This is a genomic window from Legionella stuttgartensis (assembly GCF_977063405.2).
Window position 1 is genome coordinate 174,310 of record NZ_CDRUHA020000108.1, and the last position, 17,577, is coordinate 191,886.

Consider the following 17,577-nt stretch of genomic DNA (forward strand, 5'->3'; position numbering starts at 1 on the left):
AGAAAGCGAGGAGATAACGGCACAATTATAATGTGTTGACCTAAGTTTCATGTGCCTCACACAACAAATCGTATTATTTCAAAAGATTATACAGATTGTACTTATTACTTTCTTTTCGGATTTTTTGCTACACTAAAATCAACAGTTCGGATTTAACTATATACATATTAATTAAGATAGAATAAGGAAATTCGACATGAACTATTTAGAGCTTATTCTAAAAACTCTAAATAAATTTGCGCAAAACATTATTGCTCTGATTCCTAACATCATTTTTGCAATTTTTTTTGCAATAATAACCTATTTTGCTGCGAAATTGATCAGTCGTCTTGTAAGTTCGTTTTTGCCTAGAATGGCAATTCGCGCCAATTTAGTAACAATTTTTCATAAATTAACTATTATCATTGTATGGTTTATAGGGATATTAATTATTACAGCCATCTTAATCCCATCAGTTACCACTGCAAATATTTTAGCCACTTTAGGATTAACCTCTGTTGCTATCGGCTTAGCATTCAGGAATACTTTTGAAAACTTTTTTACAGGCATCATTTTATTACTCAGAGAACCATTCAGCATTGGGGACTTTATTAGCATTGACTCACAGAAAGGCTATGTTCAACGCATCTCTGTGCAAAATACCCATCTGCGCAAAACAGATGGTACCCGGCTATTTGTCCCCAATTCGAAAATATATACGAGTACAGTGCAAGTATTTACCGATACAAAACTAAGACGTGTAAAAATTAACTGTAGTGTTGATTTCAGCACTGATGTGGAAAAAGCTCGATCTGTTATTGAAAAAGCAATGGACCGATGTAAGACTGTTTCTAAAGATAAATATATTCAAGTATATGTTGTTTCTTTTTCCTCTAATGGAATTGATTTCACTATATATTGGTGGACAAATCCCGAACCTAGTCAGCAACGTCGCTCACTTGATGAGGTGCTCACAACCATTAAAAAAGCACTTGATAAAGAAAAAATCTCGATGACCTACTCCACTTCACTTAGCTTCATTGAACCATTGTTGATTCAAAATAAAGAACAAAATAATAAAGATAATGATTCTGAATTATCTTAGAGAAATCTGTTGATAATTATCTTTTAGGGCTTCTGTACTGTACTGAATCAATTAAAAAGCATAAAATCTTCCTTTTATTACCTCCATATTACTCGGCTGCTTAACCACCTTTGGATATTCGAAATGAGCTCGTTCCTAGACCTTTCCCTGCTTAAAAAAAATCGTGATTTCAGATTACTCTATTTGGGGCAATTCATTTCATTTATCGGTACTATGATCAGCAATGTTGCGCTACCCTATCAAATTTATCAAATTACCCAATCGACCCTCGCAGTCGGATTACTAAGTTTAGCTCAGTTATTACCGCTATTAATCACCGCATTAATTGGTGGGGTATTTGCCGATCGCTACAATCGGCGAGGTTTATTGATTATCAGTGAGTTACTTCTTGCCGTAGGATGCTGCCTGCTTGCACTTAACTCCTATCAAACGTCTCCTTCTCTGAGTCTCATTTTTATCGTTTCGGCTTCGATGTCAGCAATTACCGGATTACATCGTCCTGCATATGACAGTGTTATACAACAAATTGTTAACCCCAATGATTACAAAAAGGTAGGAGCTCTGGCTACATTCAAATTCAGTTTTTGTATGATTATTGCCCCAGCTCTTTCTGGGCTTATTATTGCTCACTATGGCATTGTGATCACATTCTTTATCGACTTAATGACTTTTTTTCTATCATTAATTGCTTTAATCAGAATCCATACTATACCTAGACCTCTCGTGCAGGAACATCCCTCCATTTTATCTTCTCTAAAACAAGGAATTTCTTTTGCCTTTAATCGGCAAGAATTAATGGGTAGCTATATTATCGATTTTATCGCAATGGTTTTTGCATGGCCAAACTCTTTGCTTCCTGCCATAGCCCAGTCTCTAGGTGGAGCCAAAACTTTAGGTCTACTTTATTCTGCACCAGCTTTAGGAGCATTGATTGTTTCATTTTTCAGTGGCTGGACTTCAAAAATAAATCATGATGGCCGAGCCATTGCCATTGCCGCAGCCTTGTGGGGCGTATCCATCATTGGGTTTGGTTTATCAAACTCCCTTTGGTTTGTGCTGTTTTTCTTAGCACTCTCTGGAGCTTTTGATGCGATAAGCGGAATATTTCGAACTACGTTGTGGAATAATACAATTCCAACAGAATATCGTGGGCGATTAGCTGGAATTGAAATGATCAGTTATTTAAGCGGGCCTAAATTAGGTGATACACGTGCTGGGTTTATTGCTGCCAGTTTTAGCATTCCTGCTGCGTTAATATCAGGTGGTATATTATGCGTTATAGGTGTGGCAGCTTGTTGTTTGGCCTTTCCGAAATTTTGGCATTATCGTTTACATCAAACAAATATCGAAGATATATAATCCATACTTTTAAAACAAGATATTATCTCATTTCTTGAGAGGACCATTTTCTGATTGACGATTCGTATAGATTAAATATCTATTTTTCCAATCATAAAAATAGTTATAATGCTTAAGTGAAATTACTAAAACTTTAAACGCAATAAGGACATGCATGAGACGAATTACATTATTATTACTTTTATCTTCCTTGATATTTGGATGTCATACACAACAAGCCGGAGACGGAGAAGCAGCTCACACCAAACAAACAGGGTATGGGGGAATTGGTGGTGCGGGCGGGACCGGCGGCACAGGTGGGCCTGGCGGTGGTCATTAAATATCCCTCCATCAGGATGATGTTTAAGAAATTACTTGCGGGTTTTTTACTTAAACTTCATTCTGAAATTATAATAAAATGAACTTCATAAATCTCGCTTTATAAACTCAGTAAAAAGTTGATGGATACAATATCCGTTAGAAAATTGGGAACCCCAAAACGTCGAATGTATTGATTCATATAGCCAATTTCAGTAGTAGCTTTCGGATTTATTTTATAACCCAAGCCCACAAAAAATCGATTCTGATCAAAACCACTACTGTTTCTACCTACAAAATTATTCTTATGAAGAAATAGTTCATCGCTAGTGACAAAACTAAAATTGGCATATTGTTTGAGTGGAACCGAAACTTTAATAAGTTGCCTAAATCGGTACGCTGTTTTAGGGTTATTTTCTAAAAATCGCTGTTCTGTGCGCGTTCGACTAGTAAAGGTCAAATATCGATTGGTTTTGGTCCATAAAAGCTGCTGCCAAATACGATCTTCCTCAAATGGGTTAGGGGTAAAAGGTATGCCTGTATAGATCCATGCATAGCCCAGCCATATACTAAGATTATCTGTTAACGCATAACCTATTCCTGGGCGAAATAATGTCTGTGTGAAGCGGCTACTATCGTCACCAAAGCGCTGCTGCCCTTCTAACCAATACCGTACACGCCCTAGTATTTTATTTTCACTATGAGTTTTTCCAATAGCTGTGATATTAAACCAAGATTGAAAATCACGCTCGAGCGCACATTCTGCATTATTAGGCCAAATAAATATTCCTATTAAAAAACAGAATAATAAAGCTATTCTTTGCATGATTATTTTTTCTTCATTATAAAACGATCTATATTAGTAGGTGTTGCTCAGATTGAAAAGCGTATTAGCAAGGAAAAAATATAATTTTGAAAGTTAAGTGCACCTAGTGAACTAAATTGACGAACTGATCCTTGTAGTTCAGGGATCAGTATCTTTGGTCTCAACTAAATTTAAGTGGGATACTTCAACCAAATGGGCATCACTTTGTTAAGGTATACCATAAACTTCCATAAACCTACTTGAGACTCTACGTTACCGTACGTGTCCGCTTTAGTTTCTGGATATGCAATACCTAGACCAAATAACCCTGGACCAATTATTCCTACATAGGGATTGTGGCGAGAATATTCATAATCACCAATAACAATGCTTTTACGTTGCTCAAAACCTACCGCATAAATTACTTGGTCACATTCAGGTAAAAAACGAGCAATGTTGGGTTCGCTGACATTGTATCGCACCAAATTAGGAGGTAGAACACCATCGATGTGTTCTCGAGCCCAGGCAGCGCTCTGTCCTTTTAGTCCAGTATTATCAAAAAGAATCCACTCACCCATATCAATCGCATAACTGCAAGGAGACCGGTAAAAATTGATGATCTTTTTAACATCAAGCTCTACAAGATGTTTTAAAATAATAATTGCAGAGTGTGAGGAGCCAAATACACCATAAGTTTCATCACGCCGAGCTACAGAAGAGAGCTTTTCTTTATCAATTGCTATATCAAAAGGAATTACTTTAAGGCCTGGATAATTTAAAGCTGAAGGCAAGGCACCTGTTGCCAATATTACATTTTTAGCTTGGTAGGTTTGTGAGTCTGAACACAAAGACCATAAACGCTTTGATAAAAACATATTATGGATTGTTGTTTTTACTGCTTGGACTTTTTGCACAAAATGATCTGAAATCCACTGTAGAGGCTCAACCACATATCTCAAGGTACATGTTTCTTCTATAGGCAGATGATTTAATTGAAAATCGGGAGCCTCTAGGTATCGAAAAGATTGGACTGCCAATAAAAAATTTTTAAACAATTTGACCTTAGTATTACTTGAAACATTTCGCCAATACAGACCCAGATCTCCGACTTTAAAATAAGGATCACACCATAAAATATGTTCTGGCGAAACTCCATTGTCTAATAATTTTCCCACTGCGGCGATCCCTGAAGGCCCCGCACCGATTACTGCCCATTGATATGTTTTTTTATTCATATAATTATTCTTGATCACATGTATTTACCAACGCACAAGTACCTGTACTACAATCATCTATAGTTTGACACGAAGGATCATAATAACCTTCATCCGGCACCCCAACAACCTCATCCGTGTTATCATTCAAATCATCATCGTACAAAACCCCATCACCCCAGGTATTCACATTTACACTTCCCCCATACCATCCATTATTATTATGATAATTGTTGTAATTTTCATCATAGCCATTGTGATAGCCGGTATTGGGGGGTGGCGCACCATGGTAGCCGCCTCCGACGCCGTGGCCTTCAAAAGCAAAAGCAGAAGTACTTATCAGGAAACTTAAGGCAGATATACAAGCATATGTGCGGGGTTTCATTTTCTTTTCCCTAAGAGTTAGGCACCAGATTTTAATAAAGTATAGTACTCGAAATGAAAGTAAGCGCAATAAATTTCATGACATAGAAATGTGATTTTTGAATGTTTATGATACACCCGGCAATTATTTGGCCTTATATGGAGATACTATGATTTATATAACAATTCCCCCGGGGATAGTTTTAAAAAAATGGGAGTGGATACACATAGTTTGATTGAAGCCGAAAAAAGAAGACCGCAGGAAAACATCTTATCTCCGATATGAGTATTCGCCCGGATTACACACGACATCCGGGCTATCATTATTGCCTTACTTTGGCCAGGAGAGTTTTTTCTCTTTGCTTAAATTCAGTGAATCAATAAAGTCTACGTCCAATTTCAATTTAGGACTAGTTAAAAGTGTTAATAGTGCGCCTTTTTCATCTTGATCAAACTCATTTATTAATTTTATTAATAAATCTTTACCGATTTTCTCTTCATATTTGCTGCCATAATTAAAATAATCCGTTCTGAAATAATCAGAGCAAAGTCCAAGTAAAACAGACGCTTTTTCAAAATCTCTATTCGCAAGACAATACACGAAAATATCCTGATCATTTTTATCAATATAGTCTAATACTTCTTCAGGATTGAACTGTTTTTGCCCTACAATATGGCCCATTAGTACTTTGAAATCCCTTAAAGAAAGAGTATCAATTGCCTTATGGAGAAACGTTTTATCTTCTCTATCGTGAACGAAGATATTTGCTTGTGATTCAATCAGAAAACACAAAACATCCATGTATACCTGTTGTTGCTTTATTGTCTCAGAAGCTTCATAACCCGATAATGCAAAAAATAATGCACAATTTCCGGAATGGTTTTGTTGTTGATCTATGTTGGCATGATTCGTAACCAACCATTTCACATTTTCTACTTGCCCTAAATAACTGGCCAACATCAATGCAGTAAATGAATCAGTCTGATTAAAGTCCAGTACCTTTCCTTTTAAGTCTGTTTTAAGAAAAGGAAGATTAATATCATCTTGGATAACCTTTTTTTGGTCTAGTGGTAGTTGTTTACCAGAAAAAATGGCTTCACCAATTTTAGTGACATACAAACCATCTTTTTCCTTTAACTTTAATAAAGGAAGCGCTGTTTGCATTATATAGAATCGATATGCACTTGCTTTAAGGTCAAGCACTTCCTGTGAGGATCGCCAGCTGTCCTCTGGACTAAGAAAAAAAAATTCCTTGGAAGCTCGCTCATCGTAACAATTATAATCAACCAGAAGCTGTTTCCCTTTAGGAATATCTTTTGTAGTAATTACTTTGACGCATTTTATACCATTTATTACATCTTCTCGAAATTCAACATTGGCCTGAGCATCAGAAAAGTTGATATATCGCGTAAAATTCCCTTTATCTTTCCCATCAATGACTTTATACCCCAAAGTCATTGCATAACTCCAATCTGCCCCCAAGGTTTCCTCTACATATTTTTTAAATGAGGTTGTTGTCGGATATAGTTCTCCAGTATATTCCCCTAAACATGTGCCAACTGGAATATCGATTTGAGTATATAATCCTTGACCACCAAACTCTTTTAATAAATTAACTGGCATTACTTGAACTAGCTCTGGCTGGTCTACTGTAGAGGGAATATAGTTTTCAGCCGACATGTTTTCAATACCAAGACTTTGTATTAATTTCTTTAATATTCTCAAGTTATCAGCTTCTTTTTTCCATTTTTTTGAAAAGAATGAACTCTCATGTATTTGATTCGATTTGAATTTTACGGGAAATGAAACCTCCCTTTTTTCTTTTCGATTTCTTGCAATGGTTGTTTTCAATTTTTTAGGCATAGATAAATTCCGATCAAAAATCAATTAGTATACAGTGTGATCATATTAAATCCTAGCCAGGCAAAATTAACACTTATTCAATGAACAAAATCAGAATTAAACCTACGAATTTGAACAAGAAATCTGACTCAAATTTGGATTCGGTGACATATATAATCGGTTATGCTAATATGACGTTCGTTCCAAATCGCTCGATACTTACAGCTCTTTGTTAGCCTACACTATATATATTGGAACAAAATATATTGAACAATCAAATAACACTTTTGGATTCACACTCTATGGCAGTTACTATTAAGACCCCTGATGAAATCGAAAAAATGCGCGTTGCCGGCAAACTTGCTGCAGACGTTCTTGAGATGATTGGTCCTCATGTACAAGAAGGTATCACTACCGATGAACTTAATACCATTTGTCATGATTACATTGTGAATACACAACAAGCAATTCCAGCTCCTTTGAATTATAATGGTTTCCCTAAATCAATCTGCACTTCAGTTAACCATGTAGTATGTCATGGGATCCCAGGGAAAAAAGTTTTAAAAGACGGTGATATTATTAATATTGACGTTACTGTAATTAAAGACGACTATCATGGCGATACCAGTAAAATGTTCATTATTGGCGCTCCATCAGTCAAGGCAAAGCATGTAGTCCAAGTAGCTCATGAGTGTTTGTTTATTGGAATTGAAATGGTAAAACCAGGAGTTCATTTAGGTGATATTGGTCACGCCATCCAACAACATGCAGAAAAAAATCGTTGCTCAGTGGTCCGCGATTATTGTGGTCATGGGATCGGACGTATTTTCCATGAAGATCCGCAAGTGTTGCACTATGGGATACCTGGAACAGGAATGAAGCTGGAACCAGGCATGACCTTCACTATAGAACCGATGATCAATGTCGGAAAGTATCATACCCGATTATTACCGGATCAATGGACCGTAGTTACTAAAGATCATAGTCTTTCAGCCCAATGGGAGCATACCTTATTGGTAACCGATAATGGTGTAGAAATTTTGACTTTGCGCGATGAAGAACGAAAGTAAATACATAAAGGATCATCCCTTTTCCCATGCACAGGATGCAGAGAAACAAGGGATGACTCCAGAATTACAACATCTTAAAAATAACCTAAAACAATTTAAAGAAAAACTACGCGAAGAATTCGATTATAAAACCAATATCACCACAATCATTCGTAAGCTAGTAACCTTCATCGATGAGCTGGTCATCAATTTATTTACTAAAAATCAGCTGGATCATGACGTTTTTTGTCTTTTAGCACTAGGCAGCTATGGACGAAGAGAGCTACTGCTCTATTCTGATGTAGATATATTATTGTTACATTCTGATAAGGTTTCTAAAGCCCAATTAAATCGTGCACAAAATTTTATCCAGGATTGCTGGGATGTTGGTTTAGATCTCAGTCATCAAATCACTAGTGTTTCCTCATGTGCTGAACTTGCGAGTCAAGATGTTACCGTTGTTTCCAGTCTCATGGATATGTTTCTATTATGCGGACGTGGCCCTTTAATGGAGGAGTTAATTTATCAAATACATCCTCTACACATGTGGATTAGCCAAGATTTCTTTTTAGCTAAACTTCAAGAACAAAAAAAACGTGATGCTAAATATGGTGAAACAGCTTATAACTTGGAGCCTAATGTTAAGTATGGCCCTGGTGGCCTACGTGATTTGCAGATCCTGCTCAGTATTGGTAAGCGACATTTTAATATTAAAAAACTAGCTGATGGCATCAATTATGGATTCATTACGGACAAAGAATATGAAAAGCTTACCTATTGCCAGCATTTCCTTTGGAGGGTACGTTTTGCTTTACATGTATTAGCTGAAAAAGCAGAAGAACGACTATCCTTTGATTACCAAATCAAATTAGCTCAGTTTTTTGGCTATAAAGATAAACCTCATTCATTAGCCATAGAACAATTCATGAAGGACTACTTTAAAGTAATTAAACGTAACAGAGAACTTAATGAGATGTTATTACAATGGTTTGATGAGACCATCGCTCATTCTCCCAAGCAAAAGCTGTTTCCTCTAGATAATGAATTTCAACTGTCCAATAATTACATTGAAGCAAGAAACACACGCGTATTCATTCATCATCCACAAGCCCTGCTCAAATTATTTCTTTGGATAGCAAAACGACCTGATATTGAAGGAGTCAGAGCCAATACTATTCGATTAATTAGAGAATCACTTTATCTGATGAATAAACGTTTTAAAGCATCCTCAGAAACAACAGAATTATTTATGAGTATTCTTAAAGTCGAAGATGGACCATATGAAGCATTGCATCGAATGAGCCGATACGGTGTTCTGGCACATTATCTGGAATGTTTTGCGCTGGTCACTGGACAAATGCAGTATGATTTATTTCATGTATATACAGTAGATCAACACACACTATTTGTCATTCGCAATCTGTCTCGTTTCAAAGAAAAAAGCTATGCAGAGCAATTTCCACTCTGTGTGCAAATTATGTCTCATTTAGACAAACCTGAACTGCTCTACTTAAGCGCATTATTCCATGATATTGCCAAAGGACGCGGCGGTGATCATTCAGAATTAGGCGCGGTTGAAGCATCATATTTTGCAAAACATCATAATATTGAAAAAGAAGACGGTGATTTATTGGTTTGGCTTGTACGCAATCATCTCCTTATGTCACAAACAGCTCAACGACAAGACATTTATGATCCCAATACCATAAAGAACTTTTGTCAACTCTTACCCCAGCCCCACTATTTGGATTATCTCTATTTACTGACAGTTGCAGACATATGTGGGACTAATCCTACTTTGTGGAACTCCTGGAAAGATTCTCTACTTAAAGAGTTGTATCGTGCTGCAAAACATATGTTACATCGAGAACAAGAGTTGATGGATGAGACTGCGCTTATCAAAGCACGCAAGCAACATGCTTTATCAATATTACTTAACGAAGGTGTAGCCGAAAAGACCGTTGACGATTTGTGGAAACAATTCAAAGACAGATACTTTTTGCATGAATCCCCTGAAGTCATCGCACGCCATACCAAAGCAATTCTTGCTTGCACAAAATTCCCCTTGGTCATGATTATGCCTCATCATAGCCAGGGTGGAACCGAGGTTTTTATTTATATGCCTCATCGAGATGATCGATTTGCTATTGCTACTACTGTTTTGAGTAATCACAACGTTACCATCCAAGAAGCAATGATTCTTACCTGTAACAATCAATATGATCTAGATACCTATATTATTTTGGATGAGCAAAACCAAGCATTTTTTGATAAACAGCGCTCTCAAGATATTCAACACGATTTATGCACTCATCTAGCTAAAACGAATCAATTACCTGTCGTTGTTCGCAAGAGACTTTCTCGCGCTTTAGCCCATTTTAAAGTCAAAACTCAAATACATTACTATGATGAGCGATCATATAATCAAACCCGTTTATTTCTAGTTACCGCAGATAGACCTGGATTACTGGCAACAATAGGCAGAGTATTTTCAACATTAAATATTCATTTGCATAACGCAAAAATTGTAACTGCTGGGGAACGTGCAGAGGATACTTTTTATATTACAAACCAACAAAATCAGTCACTAAATAATGATGAGAAAGAAGTTTTAAAACAAAAACTCATCCATGAATTATTAGTCAGTTCAAATTAAACCATGTTACATCCCACAGATTATTATACGAGCCAAATTTATTAAGAAATATATAATCTGACCTTTAAACTTGCTTACAGATCATAATTTAACTAACCTTAAGGAAAGAATCCAATTTCGACATCGTATGAAAAAAAAACAGGTAGCATCAATATTGAGAAAATACAGGAACTTCAATATTGAGGAAATTGAAGAGCTTAAAAAAAGCTATAATACTTTAGACTATCTTGGTGATGAAGAAGAAGTCCCTGATGAAATAGAAGAAGAAACTCACCATGTTTTAGAAGTAATAACAAACCCCACTGAACCTCATTATCCATTTTATTTAAAAGAATTTATTCCAAAGATTATAGAAGAAAACCTAGATACCCTTTTAGATGGGTTTGAAGAAGGAGATCTCGTTTATGGAATAAGTGGCTCACGTATTAGTTTATTTTATTTTTTGAGGGGAGAAGGGAAAGATGTTTTCGCAACCAGGGTTGATGAATTATTCAATGCAACTATTGATCCCTTTCTTGAACCTCTACTCGATCCCAGTTTTGCAAAATCTACCAATCCCTTTTATGACCCTGCACAAAAATTTAAATCGTATGCCAGTATTTTAAAAAATGAAATTGAACAGTTTTCACCCTTAACAGAGCGAAATGATAAAGTGCCCTTCATTAAAAAAATGTCAAAGATGGGTATTTTTTGGGTGCTTAATAACGAGCATAAGCTACATTTTGTTTTGAACAAAATAGATTATAAGATGTGTTTTGAAAAAAAATTCGACAAGATTACTTTTGCTGAACTTCGCTTTCTTTATCGCTATTGGGAGCAATTCAAACCCTATTATGAACGAGGGCAAATCAATTTTTATTTTTTAAACAAAGATGACCAATTAAAAAAAGTAGAGGCACCTTGGGAATCAAACCCAGATATAGTTAGTACTTATAAACCCAAAAATAATCCCAAGATGAAATACCATGCATTCTTCAATAGTTTTGTAATTGATCTCATCACTAGTGAAATAAAAAATGGAATATGGAGGACAGGCCTTTTTGGTTTAGGAGGGGGCAAACCCATTATTGTTGATGGAGAGGAGAAGATTGTTCCGCACCGTGTTGAACGTATTTTCAAAATTGCTACTGACCCTATTTTAAGTCCAGCTGAAAAATACGTAAAAATTTTAGCAGTTGCTGAGAAAGCCTTACATAATCCAAAAAAATTACGAAAGCCAGAAACAACTGACTTTTATCAAGCAATTATAAATTTTGATAAAAAAATGGCGCCTGTCGAACACGATACCTTAAGATTTTTTAGAGGGCAGTCGGTTGCGAAAAAGGAACAGGAATTACCGGAAAGAAACCAGCCTAAACTGAAATAAAGAAAATTTCATTCTATAATTTTGTACCTTTCAAATTTTTAGTGAATATCATTATCGAATGACTCATATTTTATCCATATATGAAGCCCTGAAGATAATCCCTAGCCTTAATCTCTAATAGAAGAACAGCAGCTCTCAAAAAATTTATCGCAGTATCTGAAAGAAATCAGTAAGTAATAGAGAACATTCCGCTTGCATTATCCCCTCATCAATTTGAACTTTATGATTTAAAGGGTAGCCCTGTAATAAGTTATAAACCGACCCTGCAGCTCCTGCTTTAAAATCTCGGGTTGCGAAAACCAGTCGTTTAATCCGTGCATGCACAATCAATCCAGCACACATGGCACAAGGCTCAAGAGTCACATAGAGCGTTGTATCTAATAATCGATGATTCTTTAACTGTTGTGATGCATATCTAATTGCACACACCTCTGCATGATCTGATGGATCGTGACTTTTTTGGATGGAATTTCGTCCTGAACTTATTAACTGATTGTCTTTGCTCACTAATACAGCACCAACCGGGATTTCCCCATCAGCTTGGGCGAGAATTGCCTGTTCGTAGGCTTTTTGCATCCAATAGTGATCGTTCATTATTTAGTTTAAGTTAATGGTTATAAATCTTATTCTACAGCCCGCGGACAAACCGCAGGATGTAGACACTTAGTTCTTTAACTTAATGGTCCACTACTCCAGGGAAATTACTCCCATTCAATAGTAGCAGGTGGTTTACCTGAAATATCGTAGGTTACACGAGATACACCGTCTACCTCATTGATAATTCGATTGGATACATGGCCAAGGAAATCCCAAGGCAATTGTGACCAATGTGCTGTCATAAAATCAACGGTCTCTACAGCACGAAGACAAATCACGTAATCATATTTACGTCCATCCCCCATAACGCCAACACTTTTGACCGGTAGAAATACAGCAAAAGCTTGACTGACTTTATGATAAAGATCGGCCTTCCTGAGTTCCTCAATAAAAATAGCATCCGCTTTACGCAATATATCTGCATATTCTTTCTTAATTTCTGCTAAAATTCGAACCCCTAGACCTGGACCAGGAAATGGATGGCGGTAGACCATATCATGAGGCAATCCTAACTCAAGGCCTACTTTACGAACCTCGTCTTTAAATAATTCACGAATAGGTTCTAATAATTTCAAATTCAATGTTTCTGGCAAACCACCCACATTATGATGAGATTTAATTACCACCGAGGCACCATTTGTGCTTGTTGCAGCCGATTCAATAACATCCGGATAAATCGTTCCTTGTGCCAACCAGGAAACACCCGGAATTTTTAGCGCTTCTTCATCAAATACTTCAATAAAGGTACGTCCAATAATTTTTCTTTTTTCTTCAGGACAAGTAACCCCTTTTAGAGCATTAAAAAATTTCTCTTCAGCATGGACAGAAATAACTTCAACACCCATGTGTTTGCCAAACATCTCCATAACCTCGTTTGCTTCATTAAAACGCAACAAACCAGTATCTACAAAAACACAAACCAATTGTTTACCAATTGCTTTATGTAATAAAGCAGCCACAACAGACGAATCTACACCGCCCGATAAGCCGAGTAAAACTCGATCAGAACCAACCTGAGCACGGATTGCATTAATTGTTTCATCAATAATGAGGGTAGAAGTCCAATTAGTCGAAGCCTTGCAAATATCTACAACAAAACGATATAAAATGCGCATTCCTTGTAGCGTATGGGTTACTTCTGGATGAAATTGTACTCCGTACATTTGGCGATTTTCATCAGCCATTCCAGCAATTGGAGCGTTTCGGGTCTCGCAAATCACCTTAAAACCAAGCGGTAATTTAGTCACTTTATCCCCGTGGCTCATCCAGACATCTAATAATGCATTACCATCACCATTCAGTCGGTCTTCAATTTGGGAAAACAATTTGCTGTGACCATGCAACTTCAACTCAGCGTAGCCAAACTCTCTAATGGAGGAAGACTGCACTTCACCACCTAATTGCACTGCCATGGTTTGCATCCCATAGCAGATTCCTAAAATAGGCAAACCTGCAGTAAATAACCACTGAGGTGCTCGTGGGTTCTCATGGTGGGTTACAGTGGATGGGCCACCGGATAAAATGACACCGCAAGGATTAAGCGCAGTGAATTGTTCTTGTGTGATATTGAAGGGATGAATTTCACAATAAACACCTAATTCACGCACTCGTCGGGCGATTAATTGTGTGTATTGAGAACCGAAATCAAGAATCAGTAAAGGATGTTGTTTTAAATCACTCATTATTAATTATCCACCTGGTAGTTTGGTGCCTGTTTTGTAATACTGACATCATGCACATGTGACTCCCTCATTCCTGCATTAGTCACTTGGACAAATTCTGCCTTGGTATGTAGTTGCTCGATATTTTCACATCCTGTATATCCCATACAAGAACGCAAACCACCTAACAATTGATGAATAATTGTTTGCGCCGATCCTTTATAAGGAACACGTCCTTCAATTCCTTCTGGAACTAATTTTTCAGAACCTAATGATGCGTCTTGGAAATAACGATCGCTCGAACCTTGTGACGAAGCCATAGCCCCAATTGAACCCATACCTCGATAGCTCTTATAAGTTCTACCTTGATATAACTCAATTTCACCTGGTGACTCTTCTGTTCCTGCAAACATACTTCCAAGCATTACAGTATCTGCACCAGCAGCAAGAGCTTTACCAACATCACCAGAAAAACGTATACCACCATCAGCAATTATTGGAATTTTTCCTTTAAGTTCTTGTGCCACATTTGCGATAGCTGTTATTTGCGGCACACCAACACCAGTTACTATTCGCGTTGTACAAATAGAGCCAGGACCTATACCCACTTTTACTGCATCCGCACCTGCAGTATATAAATCACGAGCCGCAGCAGCTGTAGCTATATTTCCTCCAATCACCTGTATCTCTGGATGGTGCTTCTTAATCCATTTTACACGTTCAAGTACACCTTGTGAGTGTCCGTGCGCTGTATCAACAACAAGTACATCAACACCTGCCTCAATTAATGACTCAATGCGCTCATCAGTGCCCTCTCCCACGCCAACGGCTGCGCCTACACGTAACTGTTCTGCAGCATCTTTACATGCAAAAGGATTTTCTTTGGCTTTTTGTATGTCCTTAACTGTGATCAATCCACGTAGTTGAAAAGCCTCATTAACGACAAGCAATTTTTCTATACGGTGTTTATGCAATAAGCTACGCACCTCTTCACGACTTGCCCCTTCTTTGACGGTTACCAATTTTGTCTTAGGAGTCATTACTTCTTCTACACTCAAAGATAAATTGGTTTCAAAACGAATATCACGACTGGTTACGATGCCGACCAAATTCTCACCGTCCACAACAGGAACACCAGAGAAATTATATTTGGCCATGACATCAAGTAATTCTTTAACGGTGATATTAGGAGTCACTGTAATCGGATCTCGAACCATACCACTTTCAAATTTTTTCACTTTTCGGACTTCATCAGCCTGTGCCATAATGGTCATATTTTTATGAATAATACCTATGCCGCCCTCTTGTGCCAAAGCAATGGCTAAACGAGCTTCAGTTACAGTATCCATGGCGGATGATACAAGTGGAATATTTAGGTTAATAGCACGAGTCAATTTTGTTCTTAAAGACACATCTTTAGGAAGAATTAAAGAGTGTGCAGGAACAAGAAGAACATCATCGAAGGTTAATGATTGCTGCACAATAGAAAGAGTCATTTTATTCTCACTAGAGGAGTTAAATTAACCGAATAGTTTACTATAAATTGTGGACAAATTAAACAGATAATTTACAATAACCCAACATTTTACATTATAATTATAGACTTATTATATTTGTGTTTACCTCAAACTTCTTATATTATCATTTGCCTCACTTTCCTCCAGTTTCTTAAACAATCAAAATATCAATAATATGTTACAAACTGTTAAAAATTGTCGCTAACCTCCATTTATTTTTTGGAAAATGTTTTTCCAAAGATCACTCTGCACTACTTGAATTATTTATCAATAAACGTGTACACTGGTGGTTAAATATTGTGTTGAATCAAAAATAATAGGAAGGGTTCAGCGTTGGCTAAAATAATCGTGATTACATCAGGTAAAGGCGGAGTAGGAAAAACTACTTCTTCTGCAGCTATTTCTTCGGGCCTTGCACTCTTAGGGCATAAAACGGTCGTTATTGACTTTGATATTGGTTTAAGAAACCTCGATATTATCATGGGTTGTGAACGTCGCGTTGTCTATGATTTTATTAACGTTATAAATGGCGAAGCAAATCTTAATCAGGCCTTAATTAAAGACAAGCGAATTGCAAACCTTTCTATACTTCCTGCATCACAAACTCGAGATAAAGATGCATTAACCATTGAAGGTGTTGAAAGAATACTTAATGAGCTTGCAAAAGAATTTGATTTTATTATTTGTGATTCCCCTGCTGGAATAGAAACTGGCGCATTAATGGCTATGTATTTTGCTGATCATGCAATTGTAGTAACGAATCCAGAAGTTTCCTCTGTACGTGACTCAGATAGAATACTTGGAATACTTGCTAGTAAGACTAAAAGAGCAATTGAAAATAAAACACCAATTCAAGAACATTTATTATTAACACGCTACGACCCAGAGCGAGTCGAGCGTGGTGATATGCTTTCTGTTACGGACGTAAAAGAAATATTAGCTATTCCATTAATTGGTGTTATTCCAGAATCAAAATCAGTACTTAAAGCTTCAAATACAGGTACACCAGTAGTTCTTGACGAAACAAGTGATGCCGGTATTGCCTATCAAGATGCAATTGCTCGTTTTCTTGGTGAAGAAAGACCAATGCGCTTCATAAGTAATGATCGCAAAGGATTATTGCGTCGCTTATTCAGCAAAAACAAGGAGGAAGTGACGGTATGAGTATTTTCAATTACTTACGTAGAAGAAGTGCTACGGCATCTGTTGCTAAAGAACGTTTGCAAATAATAATTTCTCACGAACGCTCTCAACGTAATACTCCTGATTATCTACCTAAGCTTCAGGAAGAAATTCTCGCTGTCATTGCTAAATACGTACATGTAACGCGTGATCAAGTGAGTGTGAACCTTGAGCGTATGGGAGATAATTCAGTGCTTGAACTAAACATCACGATGCCAGATGATGCTAAGGAAAACGCTTAGGCTTTCATACAACCTTATATTGAAATAAGGGATATTGCTCCGAAGTCGATTCGGCCAATGATCAACTATTTTAAATAATTCTTTTTTTCTTTTACAAAGCAAAATTTCTAGAGTTTATTTCTTTAACAAAGTAAATATTAGATCATGTTTTGAGTTATTTTAGATGATTTCTTTATAATGGAATTAAATCTTGTTTGATGGGTTTATTTGAGAAAATCCTAAATGTTGTCCATGTCCCTGAGTTCTTTTCCCTCTTGAAAATATATCCATATCTCACTTCCAAATGAGCACCATCAATCTCAACACACCATATCTTCTTTTGATGCTTTATAAGCCTTTTCT

At 36.8% G+C, this 17,577-nt stretch carries 15 protein-coding genes; 8 read left to right on the forward strand and 7 right to left on the reverse strand.

Features of this window, described 5'->3' with window-relative positions; genetic code table 11:
* The first annotated feature begins 196 nt into the window (after positions 1–196).
* From ACWTEW_RS34390 to ACWTEW_RS34400, 3 genes are all read left to right on the forward strand, one after another.
* The gene (locus tag ACWTEW_RS34390) at positions 197–1,084 is read left to right on the forward strand and encodes a mechanosensitive ion channel family protein (protein WP_454782478.1); all 888 of its coding nucleotides are present in this window, start codon (positions 197–199) and stop codon (positions 1,082–1,084) included.
* Positions 1,085–1,207: 123 nt separating this feature from the next.
* On the forward strand, positions 1,208–2,443 hold the full coding sequence (locus tag ACWTEW_RS34395; protein ID WP_454782479.1) for an MFS transporter: 1,236 nt from the start codon (positions 1,208–1,210) through the stop codon (positions 2,441–2,443).
* A gap of 154 nt (positions 2,444–2,597) precedes the next feature.
* On the forward strand, positions 2,598–2,762 hold the full coding sequence (locus ACWTEW_RS34400; RefSeq protein ID WP_454782480.1) for a hypothetical protein: 165 nt from the start codon (positions 2,598–2,600) through the stop codon (positions 2,760–2,762).
* A gap of 99 nt (positions 2,763–2,861) precedes the next feature.
* Here ACWTEW_RS34400 and ACWTEW_RS34405 read toward each other — a convergent pair whose 3' ends face one another.
* The 4 genes from ACWTEW_RS34405 to ankI form a co-directional block, all read right to left on the reverse strand.
* Positions 2,862–3,566 carry a DUF2490 domain-containing protein gene (locus tag ACWTEW_RS34405; protein WP_454782481.1) on the reverse strand — a complete coding sequence of 235 codons (705 nt, stop codon included), beginning with the start codon at positions 3,564–3,566 and terminating at the stop codon, positions 2,862–2,864.
* Between the two features lie 170 nt (positions 3,567–3,736).
* Complete coding sequence (locus ACWTEW_RS34410; protein WP_454782482.1) at positions 3,737–4,780, reverse strand: FAD-dependent oxidoreductase; 1,044 nt, start codon at positions 4,778–4,780, stop codon at positions 3,737–3,739.
* 4 nt (positions 4,781–4,784) lie between these two features.
* Complete coding sequence (locus ACWTEW_RS34415; protein WP_454782483.1) at positions 4,785–5,144, reverse strand: hypothetical protein; 360 nt, start codon at positions 5,142–5,144, stop codon at positions 4,785–4,787.
* 309 nt (positions 5,145–5,453) lie between these two features.
* Positions 5,454–6,986: a Dot/Icm T4SS effector AnkI/LegAS4 gene (gene ankI, locus ACWTEW_RS34420; RefSeq protein ID WP_454782484.1), complete on the reverse strand. Its 1,533-nt coding sequence runs from the start codon at positions 6,984–6,986 to the stop codon at positions 5,454–5,456.
* 281 nt (positions 6,987–7,267) lie between these two features.
* Between ankI and map the strand changes: the two genes are divergently transcribed.
* The 3 genes from map to ACWTEW_RS34435 all read left to right on the forward strand — a co-directional run bounded on the left by map (position 7,268) and on the right by ACWTEW_RS34435 (position 12,036).
* Entirely contained in the window at positions 7,268–8,035 is a 768-nt protein-coding gene (map, locus tag ACWTEW_RS34425; RefSeq protein ID WP_454782485.1) for a type I methionyl aminopeptidase, read from the forward strand.
* A gap of 52 nt (positions 8,036–8,087) precedes the next feature.
* Positions 8,088–10,670, forward strand: coding sequence for a [protein-PII] uridylyltransferase (gene glnD, locus ACWTEW_RS34430; protein ID WP_454782587.1), 2,583 nt, complete (start codon positions 8,088–8,090; stop codon positions 10,668–10,670).
* Between the two features lie 127 nt (positions 10,671–10,797).
* Complete coding sequence (locus ACWTEW_RS34435; protein ID WP_454782486.1) at positions 10,798–12,036, forward strand: hypothetical protein; 1,239 nt, start codon at positions 10,798–10,800, stop codon at positions 12,034–12,036.
* 144 nt (positions 12,037–12,180) lie between these two features.
* Here ACWTEW_RS34435 and tadA read toward each other — a convergent pair whose 3' ends face one another.
* From tadA to guaB, 3 genes are all read right to left on the reverse strand, one after another.
* A complete protein-coding gene (gene tadA / locus ACWTEW_RS34440) occupies positions 12,181–12,630 on the reverse strand; it encodes a tRNA adenosine(34) deaminase TadA (RefSeq protein ID WP_454782487.1) in 450 nt (149 codons plus the stop codon).
* A gap of 107 nt (positions 12,631–12,737) precedes the next feature.
* A complete protein-coding gene (gene guaA / locus ACWTEW_RS34445; protein ID WP_454782488.1) occupies positions 12,738–14,315 on the reverse strand; it encodes a glutamine-hydrolyzing GMP synthase in 1,578 nt (525 codons plus the stop codon).
* A gap of 2 nt (positions 14,316–14,317) precedes the next feature.
* Positions 14,318–15,790: an IMP dehydrogenase gene (gene guaB, locus ACWTEW_RS34450; protein ID WP_454782489.1), complete on the reverse strand. Its 1,473-nt coding sequence runs from the start codon at positions 15,788–15,790 to the stop codon at positions 14,318–14,320.
* Between the two features lie 354 nt (positions 15,791–16,144).
* Here guaB and minD point away from each other — a divergent pair, with 354 nt between their 5' ends.
* Together minD and minE are read left to right on the forward strand one after the other, a co-directional pair.
* The gene (gene minD / locus ACWTEW_RS34455) at positions 16,145–16,975 is read left to right on the forward strand and encodes a septum site-determining protein MinD (RefSeq protein WP_454782490.1); all 831 of its coding nucleotides are present in this window, start codon (positions 16,145–16,147) and stop codon (positions 16,973–16,975) included.
* Complete coding sequence (gene minE / locus ACWTEW_RS34460; RefSeq protein ID WP_454782491.1) at positions 16,972–17,235, forward strand: cell division topological specificity factor MinE; 264 nt, start codon at positions 16,972–16,974, stop codon at positions 17,233–17,235. Before minD ends, minE begins: the two co-directional genes overlap by 4 nt.
* Positions 17,236–17,577: the final 342 nt, after the last annotated feature.

Excerpts from the sequence above, each read along its gene's own strand:
- guaA (WP_454782488.1), bottom strand. The coding sequence starts at position 14,315 with ATGAGTGATTTAAAACAACATCCTTTACTGATTCTTGATTTCGGTTCT.
- ACWTEW_RS34435 (WP_454782486.1), top strand. The coding sequence starts at position 10,798 with ATGAAAAAAAAACAGGTAGCATCAATATTGAGAAAATACAGGAACTTC.
- glnD (WP_454782587.1), top strand. The coding sequence starts at position 8,088 with ATGACTCCAGAATTACAACATCTTAAAAATAACCTAAAACAATTTAAA.
- ACWTEW_RS34400 (WP_454782480.1), top strand. The coding sequence starts at position 2,598 with ATGAGACGAATTACATTATTATTACTTTTATCTTCCTTGATATTTGGA.
- ACWTEW_RS34390 (WP_454782478.1), top strand. The coding sequence starts at position 197 with ATGAACTATTTAGAGCTTATTCTAAAAACTCTAAATAAATTTGCGCAA.
- ACWTEW_RS34415 (WP_454782483.1), bottom strand. The coding sequence starts at position 5,144 with ATGAAACCCCGCACATATGCTTGTATATCTGCCTTAAGTTTCCTGATA.
- tadA (WP_454782487.1), bottom strand. The coding sequence starts at position 12,630 with ATGAACGATCACTATTGGATGCAAAAAGCCTACGAACAGGCAATTCTC.
- map (WP_454782485.1), top strand. The coding sequence starts at position 7,268 with ATGGCAGTTACTATTAAGACCCCTGATGAAATCGAAAAAATGCGCGTT.
- ankI (WP_454782484.1), bottom strand. The coding sequence starts at position 6,986 with ATGCCTAAAAAATTGAAAACAACCATTGCAAGAAATCGAAAAGAAAAA.
- guaB (WP_454782489.1), bottom strand. The coding sequence starts at position 15,790 with ATGACTCTTTCTATTGTGCAGCAATCATTAACCTTCGATGATGTTCTT.
- ACWTEW_RS34395 (WP_454782479.1), top strand. The coding sequence starts at position 1,208 with ATGAGCTCGTTCCTAGACCTTTCCCTGCTTAAAAAAAATCGTGATTTC.
- ACWTEW_RS34405 (WP_454782481.1), bottom strand. The coding sequence starts at position 3,566 with ATGCAAAGAATAGCTTTATTATTCTGTTTTTTAATAGGAATATTTATT.
- minE (WP_454782491.1), top strand. The coding sequence starts at position 16,972 with ATGAGTATTTTCAATTACTTACGTAGAAGAAGTGCTACGGCATCTGTT.
- ACWTEW_RS34410 (WP_454782482.1), bottom strand. The coding sequence starts at position 4,780 with ATGAATAAAAAAACATATCAATGGGCAGTAATCGGTGCGGGGCCTTCA.